The following is a 19,199-nucleotide window of genomic DNA, read 5'->3' as shown; positions in this document are numbered from 1 at the left end:
AATGGATACGCAAATCGACAAACAGGCTGTGCCCTCCGGGCAGGCCGCTGATGATGTTAATCCGAATACGCTGCACAATCCCGCTCGCGAAATGGCTAAACCGAAAAGCAACTATCGCTGGGTCATCTGTTCCATGCTGGTGTTTGCCACGACGGTTAACTATATGGATCGCCAGATCCTCGGCTTGCTGGCGCCGATGCTGCAAAAAGATATCGGCTGGACGCAAATGGAATATAGCTGGCTGGTTAATGCATTTACCGTCGCGTATGGCGTCGGCACGCTGGTATGCGGGCGAATTATCGACAAACTGGGGACCAAAATCAGCTATGCGGCGGCGATGGTCGTCTGGAGCGTCGCGGCGATGGCGCATGCCGTCGTCGGGTCGGTAGCGGGATTCGCGCTGGTTCGCGTCCTGCTTGGGCTAGGTGAATCCGCTAACTTCCCGGCGGCGATGAAAGTGATTGCCGAGTGGCATCCTAAAAAGGAACGCACGCTGGCGACCGGCATTCTTGGCGTCGCGGTCAATATCGGCGTGGTTATCTCACCTGCGCTGATCCCCCTTATCGCAGTGCATTATGGCTGGCACGGCGCGTTTTTAATTCTCGGCGCCATTGGCTTACTGTGGCTGATTCCCTGGTTCATCGCCTTTGGTCCGGTGAAAGCGAAGGCCAGCGCCGAAGAGCAGGCGTGGATTGCTCAGGATAAAGAAGAAGCCGTCAGCGTTTCGGCCATTAAATGGACGCATCTGCTGGGCTATCGCCAACTGTGGGCCGTGGCATTAGGCAAAATGTTGACCGACCCAATCTGGTGGTTCTTCCTCTTCTGGCTGCCAAAATGGCTCAACGAATCCCGCGGTATCAACATGGAAGGCCTGGGTCTACCGCTGATCGTTATTTATCTCTTCGCCATCGTCGGCAGCCTCGGCGCAGGCTGGTTACCCGGCAAATTGATGAGTAAAGGCTTTAGCACCGCCAGCGCACGTAAAATCACGATGCTGATCTGCGCCTGCCTGGTCCTGCCGATTTTCGCCGCCACCCAGGTCGAAAATCTGTGGGCCGCCGTCGCGCTGGTCGGGTTAGCTGCGGCGGCGCACCAGGGGTGGTCTGCCAATATTCTGACCTCGGTATCCGATCTGTTCCCGAGCGCAGCCGTCGGTTCGGTCGTGGGGATTGGCAGTACCTTCGGGATGATCGGCAGCGTAATCTTCTCAACGGTGATTGGCGCCGTGCTTGAAGCCTCTGGTAACTATTGGGCGCTGTTCGCCATCAGCTCTGTGGCTTATCTGCTGGCATGGGCGATTATGTATTTACTGTTAGTGCCGAAGATGGAACGGGCTAAATTCGACTAACCCGTTCCCTTTGCCGGTGGCTCATATCAGGCGATACGGGCCACCGATTGACGTTCGACGATGGCGCACGCCAGCTCAACCCGCCTTGGAATTTCGACACTACCGGCAATCATATCCTGCAGCAGCTCCAGCGCCAGCGTGCCGATTTCGTGTACCGGAAGGTGAACGGTAGTCAACGGCGGTGTGGCAAACTCCGCCTGCGGCAGGTTATTCATACCCACCACCGAGATATCTTCCGGCACGCGAAGTCCTAAGGCCCGCACGCCGTTGATCGCGCCGATCGCCAGCGAATCATTGGCGCACAGTATCGCCGTACACTCGCGCGGAGTATCACGGAAACGCGCGATCACCGCCTGCTCCGCCAGCTCCGGCAGCCAGTCGGTAACCGTCAGGATCCGCGAATCGTCGCACAACAGCTGGCGAGCGCGCATCGCTTCCCGCCAACCATCTTCACGCTGTTCAATGGTTCGCCTGCCTGGGTGGGTTAAAAAAAGAATGTCGCGGTGGCCGCGCTCGAGCAAATATTCACAGGCCATGCGCGTGGCCGAACGGTTACAGGGCAGCACGCTGGACAAGCGCATTAATGGATCGTCGGTATTCACCAATACCGCCGGTTTTTTCAGGTTCGCCACCGTATTCAGAAAGCCGCTGTCGTCCACCGTCAGCGCCAGCACGCCACCTACGTCCGCTTCTTCCAGCAGCGCCTGCAGAGCGCCGTTGTCATTATCGCTGAGCTGATGAGTAATGAGATCAACGCCCAGCACCTTCGCTCGCTCTTTTAACCCTTGCAGAACGTACCAGCTAAACTGATAGCGGTTGTAATCCAGCATCGCCACTTGTGAAATAGCCAGCACAATCCGCGCGCCGCCCAGCTCCTGAGCCGGCGTATATCGCATGGCCCGCGCCACTTCCTGAATACGCGTGCGCAGTTCGTTGCTAACCCCTTTTTCGCCCGATAGCGCCCGCGACACGGTACTGAGCGAGGTACGACAACGGGTAGCGATATCCTCCAGCCGCACGCGGCGATATCCAGCATCGCGATCTGCCTGATTATCTGATTTACTCATCTCTCATCCTTTCTGACACAGCGCGCTACTCGGCGTAAAAATGAAAATCGCCGCGACTGGCGAATAATATGCAGTACTCAGTGTAGCCATTGATGCTGCCCAAACGACTTAGCGCACCACGGCACGATAAGCCATTTTTTACCCGGCATCGATTAAGAATCGCGAATTTGTGATCGTCAGCCGCACTATCCTGCCATTGCTACCGCTCACTCGCTAATCCTGTAACAGCATGAAGATTTTGATATCGATGATTATATTTTTATTCAATTAGGGTGTGGATTATTCTGTTGTTTAAAAATTTGCCATCATATTTATAAATATAATATTTATATTATCAGCCCTAAAGATTATCGAAACACCCGATACTCTATATTCAGCCTCCTTCACTTATAGCGCTTCCCACATATAAAACCAGTGGGTGGCATCCCGACAAACGGTGCGGAACATCGCAGCGGAGACCAGCTGATAGCGGCGGTCCTGAGATTTCGCTGGTGTATAAGCGCACACGTAGCGCCCGCTATTGGCGTCGGGCAGCCCCTCTTTAACCGACATCCAGGGGAGAATCAGCTGCTCCGGCGGAACGCCCGCCGAGATGGTGTCGATCACTTCATGCGCCAGCGCCCGGGCGTCGCGGCTATAGGGGCCAACTACAACCTGTTCACAGTGTCTGAGTAAATGTTCCATTAATTATCGCTTCCTTTTATTGAGTCTCTATTTTCCCTTAATTATTGCAAAGATATCATTGGAAATAACTATTATTTAATAGGGTTTAATGGTGCTTATTTACTTAAAAATAAATTTTTAATACGAAACTATAATGACTCGCATTTATATCTTATTGATATAAAAAAGCCATTATCCGCTATCTCCGTATCAACATAGCTGAATAATGGCTAATTTCCACAATAACGTCTTATGCGCAATTGGCCGTGAACTCTACCGGCAAGTCGCCATAAAACCAGCCATCGTCCTGTTGGGTGAGATCGACGCGGATAGTCTTCTTCTCGCCAAACTGAAACTGCTTCACCAGTACCTTACGGGTAAAAACGCCGCCGACGTTAATACGCACGCCGTTGTGCTCAACCTTCTTAACCCGAATGGTTCTGCTGGAATAATCTATTTGAATATCAACATGTTCTCCGTGACGAGCGATAAAAGCCGCGATCCTGACATGCCCCCCATTTTTGGAGAAAGAGATAAACGGCTGACTCTTTCTACCGCGCCTTCCCTTTTCTATATTAATGAAGTTGTTTACGTCAGAGCGCGCTGCACCATTGAACACAAAGAAGCCTCCCTTCTCAGCAAAATCGTATCCCTTAAAACGAAAAAACAATGGTTTATTTCACTAGCAGGATGAATTTATGACAGAATAATTGACTGCATTTTAGAGATATACACAGACAAAATCAAACCCGCCAAATGCCATTGCAGGGCAACTATCTCCCCATTCTCATCGCGGTAAAAGAAACACGACGGGCAAGATCCCGCACGGTAACTGGCTTCGGCGAGACCTTTTCCCCGCCCAGCGTCCAAGCGTAATGAAGAGTAAAGTAATCCCTGGATCTGTTAGACGGTCTCTGCGGCCCTGAAATGAAGTTCGTGCAACAACAGAAGGTTAAAATTTATCCGGCAGCTCGTGCACAATATCGACCAGTTCGCCGTTTTCCATTTTGATATATCCTCCCTCCTTTAGCTCGGCAAGGATTTTAAAAAGGTAGCTGCGCGACATTTTGGTTCTTTTCAGAATAAAGCTAGCCAGGCTTCTATCATGCAATACTCCTTCATCCTGCTGTTTTTTGTAACGGTAGATCATCGATTTAATCGTATCGTAGCGTGAAGGTAAATTCTTTTCGTGATGTGCATCAATAATCAACGATAGCTGAAATGCCATGATTTCCATCAGATAAGCAAACCGTTCGCGTTGAATAAAATAGTGTTCAAATGCTTCTTTATCGCAGGTCACTATTTTGACATTTTTCTTTGCGGTATATTTTAGCGATAGCGCCGGACCATAGTTTTCAATAATCCCCAAGATCATACCGCGTATCCCTTTGCCAATCTGCAGCATATCTCGCGTTTTACTCAGGACACCGCGTTTACTCGCGGAGCCAAAGCCCACGTTGTATTCCACTTCTATCGCAATAATGCCTTCCACTACAATGACGACTTCGCCAGGCTCAATTCTGAAAACGCCATTGTCTTTGATGATTCGCGGCTGGTTTGCCGAGATCAGAGGTTGAATCAACTCAAGGTCGCTGGCGACAACATGGTTATATTGATCAATAACGTCGGCATAAGTCGTTTTCATGTTGCCTCATTAATTAGCATTTATTTAATGCATGCAAAAATAGTCTGATAAAGTTAACCCTGTCAATTAAAGATAGCATTTTTAGTTCATCCCGCCATTTATTTCAGTCCGTTTAGAGACTCCTCTCTCGTATCAATCTGGATGCCTGAATAAAATACCAACACCGACGAGAACCCTAACCCGGTTTCGCCCACTGAAGCGTCTAATTTATTTTTAATAATAAACACTCTTGTAATTTAAAAATAAATTAGACGCTTCGTTAACAATCTATTTTTCCAAACCATTTAGAAAGCCGGAAAAATAAAAGGATAGCGAGCTATGTTTAAAAATATTCCCTTTAAGAGAACAATGTTGGCCAGTATGCTGACATTAGCTTCCGGCGCGGTGACCGTTGCTCACGCAGCCGACGCAACAGCGCAGAAGCAGGATGCTAAAAAGCCTAACATCGTAGTTATCTTTGGCGATGATATCGGCTACCTGAACCTGAGCACCTACAATCAGGGTCTGATGGGCTACCAGACGCCAAACATTGACAGCATCGCCGCGCAGGGCGCGAAGTTTACCTCCTACTACGCCGAGCAGAGTTCCACCGCCGGTCGTTCCGCGTTTATTACCGGCCAGATGCCGTTCCGCACCGGGATGAGTAAAGTCGGTATGCCGGGAGCGCCACAGGGTCTGCAGAAAGAAGATCCGACCATCGCCAACGTCCTCAAGCAGCTGGGCTACGCCACCGGCCAGTTCGGTAAAAACCACCTTGGCGATCGCGATGAATTCCTGCCGACCGCGCACGGTTTCGATGAATTCCTCGGTAACCTGTATCACCTGAATGCCGAAGAAGAGCCGGAAAACCCGGATTACCCGAAAGATCCCAACTTCCGCAAACAGTTTGGCCCGCGCGGCGTGATTAAGAGCACCGCTGACGGCAAGATCGAAGATACCGGACCGCTGACCGTGAAGCGTATGGGCACCGTAGATGAAGAGACTCTGGCCGCCAACAACGACTTTATGGCGCGCCAGGTGAAAGCCGGTAAGCCATTCTTTACCTGGTTCAACACCACCCGCATGCACAACAAAACCCACCTCAAAGACGACAGCGTTGGCGTCACCGGGTTGGGAACCTATGCCGACGGCATGGTTGAGCACGATAAAATCGTCGGCCAGGTACTACAGAAGATTAAAGACCTCGGTATCGAAGATAACACTATCGTTATCTACACCACCGATAACGGCCCGATGACCGCCACCTGGCCGGACGCAGGCGAAACTCCGTTCCGCGGTGAGAAAAACACCGGCTGGGAAGGCGGCTTCCGCGTACCGGCGATGATCAAGTGGCCAGGCCACATCAAACCGGGCACCGTGGTGAACGATATGTTCGCCAGCTATGACTGGTTCCCGACGCTGGTTGCCGCCGCCGGCGACAGCAACATCAAACAGGAAATGCTGAAAGGGTATAAAACGCCGTCCATCACCTACAAGGTTCACCTTGATGGCTATAACCAGCTCGACTTCCTGCAGGGCAAAGGAAAAGACCAGCGTAACGAATTCTTCTACTGGAGCGATGACGGCGATCTGCTGGCGATGCGTCAGGGCCGCTGGAAGATCCACTTTATGATCCAGGAACACACCGGTCTCGATCTGTGGCGCTATCCGTTCACCAAACTGCGTACTCCGCTGATCTTCGATCTGAAAGTCGATCCGCTGGAGAAAGGTTCCGACGGCATGGGCTACGACACCTGGTTCTACGATCGTCTGTTCCTGCTGGGCGGCGCGCAGAAGTCGGCAAAAGATATGCTGGCGACGTTTAAAGAATTCCCGCCGCGTCAGAAGCCGGGCTCCTTCACCGTCTCCGATGTCAGCGCAATGCTCGATAAGAGCGCAAGCACCGGTAAGTAACGGTAGTCCATCTCCCAGGGCGGTTCGCCGCCCTGTTTTCTTCTCGCCTTACCCTCGACCTGACTAATCCGGGAGTTATTTATGAAACACAGCACCACCGTGCCTGTTAACGCATTACCTTCGGCAGAAAAGTACGCGGGTAACGGCCCCGCTTACCAACGTCGCTTTCATGTGATGGCGAAACCCACCGGCTCGGCCTGTAATCTCGATTGCAGCTACTGCTTTTACCTGCACAAAGAACACTTACTCCAGCAGGAAAAACGCCGCTACATGAGCGATGAAACGCTGGAAAACTTTATCCGCCAGTACATCGACGGACAGGATGGCGAACAGGTGGTCTTCTCCTGGCAGGGCGGCGAACCGACCCTGATGGGACTGGAGTTTTTCCACAAAGTGGTGAAATTCCAGCAGCAATATAAAAAGCCCGGCCAGCGGATCGAAAACGATCTGCAAACCAACGGTATCCTGATTAACGATGCCTGGGCTGAATTCCTCAAAGCGAATCATTTCCTTGTCGGCCTGTCGATTGACGGCCCGCGAGAGTTACACGACCGCTATCGCATTACCCGCAGCGGTAAACCAACGTTTGATAAAGTGATGGCCGGCGTCGACGCCCTGAAACGCAATGGCGTTCCATTCAATGCGCTGGTGACCGTCAACCGCACCAACGCCCGTTTCCCGTTAGAGGTTTACCGCTTTGTTACCCGCGAACTGGGGGCGACCTACGTGCAGTTTAACCCCTGCGTCGAACCGGTGGACTTTACCCAGACCGCGCCTCATTTCTGGCGTGATGACAGTATCCCCACCGTCGGCAGCCGCCGCGCGCGCCCCGGCGATTTAGACGCTATCGTCACCGACTGGTCAGTCGACCCGGACGATTGGGGACGCTTTTTGATAGCAACCTTCGAAGAGTGGGTGAACAACGACCTTGGCCGCGTCCAGGTCAATCTGTTCGAAACCGCCGTCGCCCAGATGATGGGCATGCCGGCGCAAATTTGTACCACCGCGGAGTTTTGCGGCAAAGGGCTCGCGGTCGAGAAAAACGGCGATGTTTTCTCCTGCGACCACTACGTCTATCCGGAGTATCAAATCGGCAATATCGCCGATAACAGCCTGGCGCGAATGGCTTTCTCCGAACGTCAGCAGGCTTTCGGTATGGGTAAATGCGACACGCTGCCCCAGCAGTGCAGGCAGTGCCCTTACCTGAAGCTTTGCCACGGCGAGTGCCCGAAAAACCGTCTGGTGCTCACCACCGACGGCGAAGCCGGCTTGAACTATCTCTGCCCGGGCATTAAGGCCTTTTTCAACTATGCCGAGCCGATTCTGGCGGGCATTGTCACTCTGGTGAAACGCGATTTTAAAGGAGTTAGCCGATGAACCTGCGCGATAAAATGCTACGGCTGGAGCAGCGCATGAATGCGCAGGTGCTCGGCCAGGAAAACGTCGTTCGCATGCTGCTTATCGCCCTGCTCTGCGATGGGCATATCCTGCTCGAAGGGCTGCCGGGGCTGGCGAAGACCCGCGCCGTACGCGAGCTGGCGCGACATATCGCCGGCGAGTTTCGCCGTATTCAGTTCACTCCGGATCTGCTGCCCTCGGATATCACCGGCAGCGAGATTTATCAGCAAAATGCCAGCCGCGAAGAGGAGCAGTTTCGTTTTCGCCCGGGGCCGGTATTCGGCAACGTGATTCTGGCGGACGAAATCAACCGCGCCTCGGCCCGCGTGCAGTCGGCGCTGCTGGAGGCGATGGAAGAGCGCCACGTCACCGTGGCGGGCAAAAGCTGGCCGCTGCCGGGCGTGTTTATGGTGCTGGCGACGCAGAACCCCGTCGACCAGGAAGGAACCTGGCCGCTACCGGAAGCCCAGCTCGACCGCTTTCTGATGAAGGTACAGGTCGACTATCCATCGAAAGAGCATGAGCAGCAGGTGATGCAGCTGGTTCGCGCCGAGCAGCAGACAAAATATGGCGTAGCGGCAAAAACCACCCCCGCGCCAGAAGCGGAATCACTGCGGTTCAGCCAACAGGAGATCGCCTCCTGCTGGCAGGAGATAAGCGCCATCCACGTCGCGCCGATTATCGAAACCTGGATAGTCGAACTGGTCAACGCCAGCCGCCAGCCGCAGCACATCAGCGAACAATTAGCCAGTTATCTGGCTTACGGCCTGAGCCCGCGCGGCACCTTAGCGCTGGAGCGCTGCGCCCGCGCGCAGGCCTGGCTCGCGGGACGTGACGCGGTTCGCCCGGAAGACGTGCGCTTTATCGCGCCGGCGGTGATGCGCCACCGCTTGATGCTAAGCTATCAGGCCAGCGCCGATGGTTGCAGCGCCGACGATGTGATTACCATGCTGCTCAACGCCGTGGTGATCTGATGAGCGACCTCTGCGTGAATCGCCAGATGCTGCTCGACCTCGCGCCGCAGGCGCGGTTGATGGTTAACCCACCGGAACAGATCCCGCCGGGGGCGTTGTCCGGCGAACGCGCCTCCCGCCAGCAGGGGCGTGGGCTCAACTTCGACAGCCTGCGTCGTTATCAACCCGGCGACGACATACGCATGATCGACTGGCAGACGACCGCCCGTCTACGTACGCCGTGGGTGCGCCAGTACAATGAAGAGCGTGAACGCCCGGTCTTTTTGCTGGTCGACCAGCGATTAGATATGCATTTCGCCACCCGCGGGCAAACTAAAGCCAGCGCCGCGGCCAAAACCGCCGCGCTGCTGGCCTGGCGTAGCCATCACGATGGCGATCGCCTCGGCAGCCTGGTATTTAACGATATCACGTTGGCGCTACACCCGTGCCGCGCCCCGCGTAGCTCTCTACCCGCGCTGCTGGACGATCTGACGCATTACAACCAGTTGCTGGCGCAGCAATATCCTCTCGAGCCGGAGCGTACGCAGACGCTTTCGCAGGCGCTACAGCGCGCGGTCAGCACGATTCCGCGCGGCGCCTGGGTCGCTATCCTCAGCGATTTTCACGATCTCGACGCCCCAGCTCAGGCCATGCTGGCGCATCTGCGCCGTCGCTGCGAGGTCAGCGCATTTGTGCTGTTCGACGACTTACATCTTCGCCTGCCGCGCTCCGGCACGCTGGCCGCCTGCTACGGCGGGCGCAGCGCCAGCGTCACCCTCACCTCCGCGCTCAGCACCGATATTCGTCAACACATCATCGGTCGGCTGGCGCGTCAGCAGCAGCAACTCAACCAGTTGGGTATTCGGGTTAATCATCTGACGGTAACTCAGGACCTGCTGCGCCAGTTACAAAAAGGGCTTTAAATGTTTGAGAAAGGCTATGCGGTGCCGGAGCTACTAACGCCCGCGCTGCCCCCCGCCCCCAGCTGGTTTCCGCTACCAATCGGCTGGCTGATTCTGCTCGCGATTGCCGTAGGCCTGGCGGGGCTGTTCCTGCTTATCCGCTACGCCCGCTGGCGGCGCAACCGCTGGCGACGAGAAGCGCTGCTGGCGCTCAATCATCCGCATACCGTCGATAGCTGGATGCAGCTGATTAAACGCGTGCAGATGGTCCACCAGCCGCGCCAGATGGTTAGCCAAACGCTGGCACCGGAAGCCGTGCTGGCGTCGTTGACGCTGGATGCTGACCTGCGCGACCAGCTCATCGCCCGCTACTGCCGGGCCGACAACGCCCTGAACGACCAGCAGACGGCGCGGCTTCGCGCTCAGTTGGCGCAGTGGCTAAAGGAGCTTCCACATGTCTGAATGGCTCGCCCACATTGATTTCGCCTGGCCCTGGGCCGCGCTACTGCTGGCGCTGCCGCTGCTCACTCGTTTTCTCCCGCTACCGGCAAAAACCACCGACGAGCGCGTGCGGGTACCGTTTTTACCCTCGCTCATTGACGCGCTACAGCTCGATACCCGGCCAAAACGCGGAAATGGGGCCAGCGCCGTGCTGTTCTGGCTTATCTGGTCGCTGCTGGTTTGCGCGCTGGCGCGGCCGGAATACCTGACGCCGCCACAATATATTACCAGGCCGATGCGCGACATCGTGCTGATCCTCGATGTCTCCGGGTCAATGGCGAAAAATGACGTCCAGGGCGGTAATACGCGCCTGCAGGCGGTACAGCAATCGGTGCGCAAGTTTATCGCCGCCCGCCAATCCGACCGCATCGGCATGGTCATCTTCGCCAGCAAGGCCTGGCCCTTCGCCCCGATAAGCGAAGATAAACAGGCGCTGCAAACGCGCATCAATCAGCTAGCGCCGGGCATGATTGGCCAGCAAACCGCTATCGGCGATGCGCTGGGCGTGGCGGTTAAGGTGCTGGAAAATGGCCCCGATAAGCAGGCCGACAAGCTGGCGATTTTACTCACCGACGGCAATGATACCGCTTCGCAGCTGTCGCCTGAACTGGCGGCAAAGCTTGCCGCCGACCACCATGTGCGGGTACATACCATCGCCTTCGGCGACCTCAGCGATACCAGCGAAGACAAAGTCGATTTGCCGCTACTGCAACGCATCGCGAAAACCACCGGCGGCCAGAGCTGGACCGCCGCGCATTCCGGCAGCGCGCTGGATAGCGTCTGGCAACAAATCGACGCCCTCACTCCGGCGCAGGTCAAAAGCCTCGGCTGGTCCTGGCATCAGGCGCTCTATCCGTGGCCGCTCGCCGTCGCGCTGCTATTGCTACTGCTGGCCGCCTGCGGCCGTGTCCTCAGGGAGAAAATGGCATGAGCGATTTTCACTTTCTCTATCCGTGGCGCTTAACCGCGCTGCTGCTGTGTCTGCTGGTGGCCTGGCTTCCTGGCTACGGCGCCTCCGCCTGGTCCACGCTAATGGATAAACCCTTTCGTGCGTTGATTATTCAACGCCGTCGCAGGCTAACCCGGCTGCTGCCGTGGCTACTCACACTCGGCGTCGTGGCATTGGCGGGCCCGAGCTGGCAGCGTGAACTACCGGCGGCGCTCACCCCGCAAAGCAACGTGATGGTAATACTGCAGCAGGATCTGGCGATGTATGCCCAGGATCTTCCCCCCTCGCGCCATCAGCGCATGCAGCATAAAATCGCGGCGCTGATGCAACGGCAGCCCGGTTCACATTATGGTCTGGTGGTTTACAGTAGCCAGGCCTTTCTCACCACGCCACTGACGCAGGATCCGCAGTTTTATCAGCTGTTTCTCAACGCCCAGTCGCCCTCTTTGCTGCCGGAAGGTAGCGGTTCCGCCCTGCCGCAGGCCGTCGCACTGGCGTTAAAAAATCTGCCTACCGCCAAAGACAGCCCGCGTAGCCTAATCCTCGTTGCCGATACCCTGTCGCCTGCCGATGTCACCTGGCTGAAAGGGCAACATCTACCGCTGCAAATTTGGGTCCCCGGCACCGCCACGGGCGGCACGCTGCCGGATAAGTACGCCAGCCTCGGCATCGATACCCGACTAAACGTCGATCGTTTCCGTCAGCTGCGCGACGCCGGGATCCCGGTGACGCTGGCCAGCGATGATGGCGACGATCTGCCGATCATCGCCAGCCACATTCAACAATCGGTGACTCAGCAAAATAATGCCCGCCAGGATCTGCACTGGAAAAACAGCGGCTACCTGCTGATCGCGCCGATGCTGTTCCTGCTGCTGTTCTGGCGACGCCAGTTACTGATGGTAGCGCTTCTATTTCCCGCGCTGCTGTGGTCGCCGCACAGCGATGCCGCCTGGCTCGATGCCTGGGTTCGCCCGGATATCCTGGGACAGCACGCCTTTAACCGCGGCGACTACGCCGCTGCCGCCGGGCACTATCGCGATCCGTTATGGCAAGGTATCGCCTGGTATCGGGCCGGCGACTATCCTGCCGCCGCCAGCGCGTTTCGCGCCGCGCCGCCAAGCGCGGAAACCTTGCTGTGGCTGGGTAACAGCTATGCTCAGCAAAAGCAGTGGCAACAGGCGCTCGACAGCTACGATCGCGCCCTTTACCTACACCCTGACTGGCCCATGGCGCTGCAAAATCGCGACAAAATCTCGCAGATCGTAATGCGCATTCGTCAGCAGGAGCGAGAGCGCCAACAGGCGCAGGGCGATGCGATGGACGATGGCCCGGATAAGCTGGTCCACGATCTGCAGAAAAATCAGGGCATCGATCAGCAGCAAATCGGCGCTATCGCCGGGGAGAGTCCGCAGGTTAATCAATGGTTTGATGCACTGGAGGTTTCGCCTACCGGGCTACTGAAAAGCCTGTATCGCAACGGCTCAGGAGATACCACGCCATGAACAAAGCGCTACTTTTTCTGCTGGTTGCCGCGCTTCCCGCGCATGCGGCGATGGACATCACCCGTGAACTGGAAGCGCCGACGCAGATCGTCCCCGGCCAGCCGGTTCGGGTGGCGATCACCTGGTGGACCGATAGCTGGTTTAACCCGCCGCCGCAGTGGCCCGAGTTTGCCGTCAAAAACGGCGAACTCCTGAATACTGCGTTGCCTTCACAGCTGGTGACGCGCAAAAAGAACGGGATCGTCTGGAGCGGCATTCGCCTTGAACGTCAGGTCAGCGCCTGGCAGCAAGGCGTGCTACGCCTGCCGGCAATCGACATTACCGCGTCATCCGCCAATCAGGCGCCGGTCACGGTGCATCTTCCGGCGCTGGAACGCCCGGTAAACTGGCCGGCCAATACCACTCAGGCGGACCATTTTTTACCGGCCAGCCAGCTGACGCTCAGCCAGCAAATTCAACAGTACCACGCGGGGAAAGACGCCACGCTGCGGGTCGGCGATGCCGTTGACCGTATCGTGACCGTCGAGGCGCGGGATGCGCTGCCGGGGCAAATTCCACCGCTGCTGTACGCCATTAGCGGTAGCGAGAGCCAGCGTCTGGCGCCGGTCAGTGAACCATTAAAAAGCGAGCGCGGCGATGTTATCGGCGCCCACCGGGTGGAGCGACTGCGCTATTTGCCCAGCCATAGCGGCACGCTGACGCTACCGCCGATTAGCTTGCGCTGGTGGGATACCATTAATCATCAATGGCGAACGGCGAAGCTGACGGGAGAAACGTTGAACGTCGCCGCGGCGCGACAAGGCGGCGCGGAGCAAGCGCTGCGCGGTACCACGGGAATGGTCTCCTGGCAGAGCCTGATGTGGATAATGATTGCTGCCGCGGCGGCCGGTGGGGGATGGTTTGGCCGCCGCTGGTGTTATCGAATGCTTCTCGGCATTAGCCGACGCTGGCGGCGTTTCTGGCAGCCGCAGCCGTTGCCGCCGCTGGCCCCTTAGGCAAAGCACTTCCCGGCGGTTGACCGGATACTATTCGTAGGCCGGATAAGGCGCAGCCGCCATCCGGCAAAAATACGGTTCCGAACTCACCGCCATTGCCCGGCGGCGTTTTTTATTTCGCCTTACACTGCGCCGGGTCGTATACCGTCTTCCAGTCCTGCTGCATATCGACAACCGTCCAGCCCTTCTGTTTCGCCTCGGCCAATCCTTTCACCAGCTTGCCGCTGGCGGAAGGATGGCTGTCGTAGGCATACTCCCGCGCCGCATCGGTATGGTGGACCAGCAGCTCAAAGGTTTTATAGTTCGGGTTGGCGGCGGTGTATTGCAGCATCGCCAGATCGCCATCGCTGTTGCCGAAAGCCGCAACCGGGCGCTGCCCCATAAACAGGTGGATCGCCACCGGCTTGGCCGCGGCGTCATCATTAAATGCGCCTTTCATCGTTTTGCGAAGCTGGGTGCCATTGTCCGTCAGACTAAACTCGCTGAGCGCGAACGAACCGATAACCTGCTCCGGCGGAATACCGTACATTTTCTCCGACACTACGCGCATGAAGTCAATTCCGCCGCCGGAAACGATCCACGTTTTAAAACCATTGGCGCGCAGATAGTCCAGCAACTGGCGCATCGGCTGATATCCCAACTGGTCGTAGCGACAGCCGGTACGTTTATCCTGATGGCTGTCAAACCATGCGCTGACTCGCTGACTAAACTCTTCGGTGGTCATGCCGCTATGGGTTAACGCCAGCAGCTTGAGTAGCCCTTTTTCACCGCCCGCCGCTACCGTTTTCAAATCATTGTTCAGTACCGCCGCCACCAGCGGATCTTTTTGCCACTCCGGATGTTCCGGCGCCAGTCTTTTCACTTCATCCACCGCGAACTGTAGTTGGAAAGTCAGCGGCGCTTCCGGCCACAGGGTGCCGTCGTTATCGAAAACCACATAGCGCTTATCCAGCGGAATAAAGTCCGCCCCGCCTTCACGCGTCGCCCCCTGCACCCATTGCTCAATTGCCTGTTTAGCAGGGGTATCTTTCCATGCCGGCAGCATATCGGTGGCTGCCGCGCTGGTGAAGCTCAATAGCAGCATGCTGAGCAATACTGTTTTTTTCATTGTTTATCCTTCTTATTCCACCGCCTAAAGCCAGACCTACTTCAGCATGGCGGCAATCTTCTCAAGCGTCGGTTTAACCGTCGCGTAAAAATGGCGAAAGCCAGGACATAAATAATTGAGCCCCTCTTCGCCATCCGGGGCGCGCACGATGCGGTTTTTCGGGCATTCGCCCCAGCATAAATTCAGATGCGGGCAGCTTTTGCAGTAGGCGGGCAGCGTCTCTTTCTTGCCCATCCCAAACACTTTCTGCCGCTCGGAAAAGACCATATGCGCCAGCTTATGCGCCTTAATATTGCCAAGCTTATATTCCGGGTAGACGTAGTGATCGCAGGAGTAGACGTCGCCGTTTTTCTCAATCGCCAGCGCCTTACCGCAAAACGGCGCGGTGATGCATAACTGGGATGGAAGCCCCATAGTCTGTACCACGGCGGTTTCGAACAAATTCACCTGCACGCGGCCCAGATCGTAGGTCACCCACTCATCAAAAGCTTCGGTCAGAAAATGTCCCCAATCGTCCGGATCCACCGACCAGTCGGTGACGATAGAATCCAGATCGCCCGGTTTCGCCCGGCGGCTGCCGGTGATGGGGATCGTCTCTTCGCGCCAGAACTGCGGCGCGGTAGTTTTAAACTCGGCGGCCTCTACGCAAGGCGTAAACTGGATATAGGTGGCGCCGAGTTCGCGGGTAAGAAAACGATATACCTCGCGCGGGAAACGGGCATTCACCCGGTTAACGACTGCCAGCGCGTTGAACGGCACGCCGTGGCGCTTCAGCGCCGCGATCCCTTCCATGACCTTATCGAAGGTCGGCTTGCCGCTTCGCGTCACGCGGAAGCGATCGTGGATCTCGCGCGGGCCATCGATCGATACCCCGACCAGGAAGTTATGCGCCTTCAAGAAGGCGGCCCACTTATCGTTAATCAGCACGCCATTGGTCTGCAGATCGTTCTCAATGCGCTGGTGCTGCGGCTGATATTTCTTTTGCAGCTCAACGACCTTTTCGAAAAACTCCAGTCCCATCAGGGTTGGCTCGCCGCCCTGCCAGGAGAAAATAATCTCTTCGCCGTCCTGGCTTTGGATGTACTGACGAATGAAATTCTCCAGTACCTCGTCGCTCATTCCTTTGTCGTGCGGCTGATGTAAAAGCTGCTCTTTATGCAGATAAAAACAGTATTGACAGTCCAGGTTGCAGGTGGAGCCGCTGGGTTTCGCCATCATGTGATAGCGGCGTTTATAGGCGGGCAGATAGCGCCCCTGGTTCTGTAATGGCGTTAATGGAATGGTGGTGCTTTTTTTCATCGACCAGAACCTATCTTTAGAATGCTCACAACAGCAAAAGGCCCGGACATCTCGCCCGGGCCAACGTCATTTTAATTACCGGTCGGCATCGCCAACTGGAACCCTTCTTTTTGTAACTGCTCGCGGATATTACTAAAGCGTTGGTACTGCGACAGGGTAATCGGCCCACTGTAGGCTTCGCTCTGCGGCTTACGCGGCGGATACTCGACGTAGGTTTTCATCAACTTAGTGATGGCTTCATTGAAGGTCACCAGCGTCCAGGTATGCTCGGTATAGTTGTTCATAAAGATATCGTAGCGTTCCTGCGGATCCTGCCAGAGGTCGAAAATCTGCGGCACCGTTGCGACATAGGACTCCGGCCCTTTCCAGCCGAGGTTGGAATCCACCGCCAGGCCGCCGGTTTTCGCGCCGTTATCGCCGCGCAGGTTAAACACCGCCTTATAGTGGCCGACGCGCGCCGCCCCCGGGGTCAACTCATTTTCAGTGAAGTAGAACCAGGAGGTACGCGGATCTTTACCCGTGCCAAACAGTACCGGTGAAATATCGTAGCTATCGAAGATAATCGGCTGCCCGGCGCGGTCTTTGGTCGGTAATTTAACGCCGGCCACCGAAGCAAAAGTCGCCATCAGATCGAGGCCGCCAACGATATCGTGGTTACGGCTGTGCTCTTTAATCTTGCCCGGCCACCAGGCGATAGCCGGAACGCGGCTGCCGCCCTCGCGGTCGGTGCCTTTGGTGCCGCGGAATGGCGTATAGCCGGCATCCGGATAGACGTCCTGCCAGGCGCCGTTATCGGTGGTCCATACCACAAGGGTGTTTTTATCGATCCCCAACTCGCGCAGCTTATCCATGATATGGCCAACGCGGGCATCCATTTCCACCATCGAGTCGGCGTATTTGCTCTTCGACATCGACTTACCGACGTAATCCGGATCCGGCATGTTCGGCTGGTGGTTCTTCATAAAGTTGATGCTCATGAAGAACGGTTCGGAAGATTTTGCATTTGCTTCGAGATAGTCCAGCGAGGCCTTCTCGACATAGCGGTCGAAGAATGGGATCCCGACCACGCCCTCTTTGCCATCAACGACCGGGGTATTCACATACTGGCCGTTAATTTTGAACTCTTCCTTCGGCGCTTCGCCCGCCTTGCCGGAGAGCGCGCCGCGGGTGACGCGGGCAAACATTTCACGCAGTTGCGGATCCATATCCGGGAACCAGGTCGGGTCGGCATAGGTATAGGCGTTCAGGTGATAGAGGCCGACGTATTTCATTTCGTCGTAGCCCTGCGCGTTTGGTAACGCGTAATCGGCTTCGCCGAGGTGCCACTTACCGGTAAAGAAGGTTTTATAGCCGCCGGTTTTCAGTACCGAGGCCAGCGTCCACTCTTCTTTCGGTAAACCGCCGCCTTGCCCCTGGAAAGCCACGGTGGTCATACCGCTACGGTTGGGAATGCGCCCGGTCTGCATCGCCGCGCGGCCCGGCGTGCTGCTCGGCTGGCCGTAGAAGTCGAAAAAGGTCATCCCCTCATCGGCCATTTTGTCGAGGTTTGGCGTCGGCATACCGCGGCCTTCGCCGCCGCCGTAGACGCCGAGGTCGCCATAGCCGGTATCGTCAGAGACGATCAGGATAATATTGGGCTTCTTTGCCGCACCATCGCTGGAGCCAGCCGCATTTTGATCGGCGGCATTGGCCGTCGCGCCGGGTAATAACGAACCGGCGGCAAATGCCAGCACGCCGATACCCTTGTATTTTTTATTCATCTTCAAACCTCATTGCTCAGAATGCGCCTGATTTAACTTACGATTTAGCTAAAGTCAGGCAGGCATTGTCAGATTAGATAAGTCTCAATATGAGATGAGCGACATCGGCAGATATTCTTGTCGCTACTGAGGCGATTGCGCTTAAGTGAAGTAGAGAAAGCAATAAAAATCCACAGGTTCTGGTTTTATTTTTTAATTTATGCAAAGCGCATCACCATCACCGTTTCGCTAAAGAAACCCGCCGCAAAAGCAATATTATCATTCAATATTTAAGTGGATTCTTAGTTACTAAAAATAGAAGCCCAACTACCCACTAAAACAGTCTAAGTGAGTGTTTTAAAAAGAGCGATAGATCAGTCCGTTAACGGACTCTAAAAGTGTCGTCTGCTATCTGGCGCCAGCTTTTAAATTTAGATATTTTGTATCAGGCGTAATTCCGCGCCGTTAAAATATAAAGTATCGCCACTGCAAAATAGCAAAGAGTAATTAAGCGGTAGAATTGAGTCTGGAGAGAAGATGAGTCGTATTCAAACGCCCTATTCCCACATCATCGATGAATATAATAAGATGATTTCAAAGAATATAAAGGCGATAGACTCGTTAGCTCTCAGCAATAATATCCGCAAGATTGCCGATGAAACACATTTCACTCTGAGTACAGGCGAGATTATTATTGTTCTTGAAGGCGTTATTGCCGTTGAGATGCAGGAGCACAACTTTATTGTCGCCCCAGGAAAAGCAAAAACCCAGCCGAAAAAGTTGTTTCAGATCGGTAAAGGCATCAAAGGGATGTTTTTCGGTATCGTCGAGAATTATGGTCCGGGCATTCAGTTGCACTATACCGCCAAAAAAAATGTCAAAGTGTTCAGCTGTAATCTCGAATACTTTGAGAAACATTTTACCCAGCCCGATAAATTTACCTTTCTGATGAACATGATGGCCATCACGTTGGCGTTTTTGCTCGATGCGCATGACGAAAGAGCTATTGGCACCCGCTATTTTGTCATTCGCTCCATGATTTATCGTTATCTCAAACAGAAAAATGAAGGCGTATTACACGATCCGAGCCTGGCGAACTTTATCCTGCGACGCACCAAAATGTCGCGTAGCTATCTGTTTCAGGTACTTTCCGATCTGAAAAACGGCGGCTATATCACGATGAAAAACGGCGAGCTCGTCGATATTGTCAACGAGCTGCCGGAAAAATATTAACGCC

17 protein-coding genes are annotated in these 19,199 nt (G+C 55.4%); 10 read left to right on the top strand and 7 right to left on the bottom strand.

Annotation, left to right across the window (positions count from 1 at the left end):
- The first annotated feature begins 1 nt into the window (after position 1).
- Positions 2–1,348, top strand: a complete 1,347-nt coding sequence (locus ACSEMK_RS15095; protein ID WP_113373089.1) for an MFS transporter — start codon at positions 2–4, stop codon at positions 1,346–1,348.
- A 26-nt stretch (positions 1,349–1,374) separates the two neighbouring features.
- Here ACSEMK_RS15095 and ACSEMK_RS15090 read toward each other — a convergent pair whose 3' ends face one another.
- The 4 genes from ACSEMK_RS15090 to ACSEMK_RS15075 all read right to left on the bottom strand — a co-directional run bounded on the left by ACSEMK_RS15090 (position 1,375) and on the right by ACSEMK_RS15075 (position 4,723).
- A complete protein-coding gene (locus tag ACSEMK_RS15090; protein WP_113373090.1) occupies positions 1,375–2,415 on the bottom strand; it encodes a LacI family DNA-binding transcriptional regulator in 1,041 nt (346 codons plus the stop codon).
- 387 nt (positions 2,416–2,802) lie between these two features.
- Positions 2,803–3,099 carry a hypothetical protein gene (locus ACSEMK_RS15085; protein WP_087859854.1) on the bottom strand — a complete coding sequence of 99 codons (297 nt, stop codon included), beginning with the start codon at positions 3,097–3,099 and terminating at the stop codon, positions 2,803–2,805.
- Positions 3,100–3,328: 229 nt separating this feature from the next.
- Entirely contained in the window at positions 3,329–3,697 is a 369-nt protein-coding gene (locus ACSEMK_RS15080) for a hypothetical protein (protein ID WP_430915069.1), read from the bottom strand.
- Between the two features lie 333 nt (positions 3,698–4,030).
- Complete coding sequence (locus ACSEMK_RS15075) at positions 4,031–4,723, bottom strand: helix-turn-helix domain-containing protein (RefSeq protein ID WP_113373092.1); 693 nt, start codon at positions 4,721–4,723, stop codon at positions 4,031–4,033.
- 318 nt (positions 4,724–5,041) lie between these two features.
- On the opposite strand from ACSEMK_RS15075, the gene ACSEMK_RS15070 reads away from it, so the two are divergent.
- The 8 genes from ACSEMK_RS15070 (at position 5,042) to ACSEMK_RS15035 (ending at position 13,816) form a co-directional block, all read left to right on the top strand.
- Entirely contained in the window at positions 5,042–6,616 is a 1,575-nt protein-coding gene (locus ACSEMK_RS15070; protein WP_113373093.1) for an arylsulfatase, read from the top strand.
- A gap of 81 nt (positions 6,617–6,697) precedes the next feature.
- Entirely contained in the window at positions 6,698–7,993 is a 1,296-nt protein-coding gene (locus tag ACSEMK_RS15065; RefSeq protein ID WP_271032093.1) for an anaerobic sulfatase maturase, read from the top strand.
- Positions 7,990–8,988 carry an AAA family ATPase gene (locus ACSEMK_RS15060; RefSeq protein WP_430915068.1) on the top strand — a complete coding sequence of 333 codons (999 nt, stop codon included), beginning with the start codon at positions 7,990–7,992 and terminating at the stop codon, positions 8,986–8,988. The genes ACSEMK_RS15065 and ACSEMK_RS15060 overlap by 4 nt, the downstream gene beginning before the upstream one ends.
- The gene (locus tag ACSEMK_RS15055; protein WP_430915067.1) at positions 8,988–9,890 is read left to right on the top strand and encodes a DUF58 domain-containing protein; all 903 of its coding nucleotides are present in this window, start codon (positions 8,988–8,990) and stop codon (positions 9,888–9,890) included. The genes ACSEMK_RS15060 and ACSEMK_RS15055 overlap by 1 nt, the downstream gene beginning before the upstream one ends.
- Positions 9,891–10,331, top strand: a complete 441-nt coding sequence (locus ACSEMK_RS15050) for a DUF4381 family protein (protein WP_316424694.1) — start codon at positions 9,891–9,893, stop codon at positions 10,329–10,331. It begins immediately after the preceding gene.
- Complete coding sequence (locus ACSEMK_RS15045; protein WP_430915066.1) at positions 10,324–11,301, top strand: VWA domain-containing protein; 978 nt, start codon at positions 10,324–10,326, stop codon at positions 11,299–11,301. The genes ACSEMK_RS15050 and ACSEMK_RS15045 overlap by 8 nt, the downstream gene beginning before the upstream one ends.
- Positions 11,298–12,821, top strand: coding sequence for a VWA domain-containing protein (locus ACSEMK_RS15040; protein ID WP_430915065.1), 1,524 nt, complete (start codon positions 11,298–11,300; stop codon positions 12,819–12,821). Before ACSEMK_RS15045 ends, ACSEMK_RS15040 begins: the two co-directional genes overlap by 4 nt.
- Positions 12,818–13,816: an oxygen tolerance domain protein gene (locus tag ACSEMK_RS15035; RefSeq protein ID WP_430915064.1), complete on the top strand. Its 999-nt coding sequence runs from the start codon at positions 12,818–12,820 to the stop codon at positions 13,814–13,816. The genes ACSEMK_RS15040 and ACSEMK_RS15035 overlap by 4 nt, the downstream gene beginning before the upstream one ends.
- 112 nt (positions 13,817–13,928) lie before the next feature.
- Here ACSEMK_RS15035 and ACSEMK_RS15030 read toward each other — a convergent pair whose 3' ends face one another.
- The 3 genes from ACSEMK_RS15030 to ACSEMK_RS15020 form a co-directional block, all read right to left on the bottom strand.
- Entirely contained in the window at positions 13,929–14,924 is a 996-nt protein-coding gene (locus ACSEMK_RS15030) for an HAD family hydrolase (RefSeq protein ID WP_430915063.1), read from the bottom strand.
- Positions 14,925–14,960: 36 nt separating this feature from the next.
- Entirely contained in the window at positions 14,961–16,223 is a 1,263-nt protein-coding gene (locus tag ACSEMK_RS15025) for an anaerobic sulfatase maturase (protein WP_047043299.1), read from the bottom strand.
- 71 nt (positions 16,224–16,294) lie between these two features.
- Positions 16,295–17,983: an arylsulfatase gene (locus ACSEMK_RS15020; RefSeq protein ID WP_113373102.1), complete on the bottom strand. Its 1,689-nt coding sequence runs from the start codon at positions 17,981–17,983 to the stop codon at positions 16,295–16,297.
- Positions 17,984–18,499: 516 nt separating this feature from the next.
- Here ACSEMK_RS15020 and ACSEMK_RS15015 point away from each other — a divergent pair.
- Positions 18,500–19,195 carry a helix-turn-helix domain-containing protein gene (locus ACSEMK_RS15015; RefSeq protein ID WP_063446155.1) on the top strand — a complete coding sequence of 232 codons (696 nt, stop codon included), beginning with the start codon at positions 18,500–18,502 and terminating at the stop codon, positions 19,193–19,195.
- Positions 19,196–19,199 lie beyond the last annotated feature (4 nt).

Source organism: Klebsiella sp. K-3, from assembly GCF_051207495.1.
Classification (GTDB): Bacteria; Pseudomonadota; Gammaproteobacteria; order Enterobacterales; family Enterobacteriaceae; genus Klebsiella; species Klebsiella aerogenes.
This window is presented reverse-complemented; position numbering and strand designations above follow the sequence as displayed.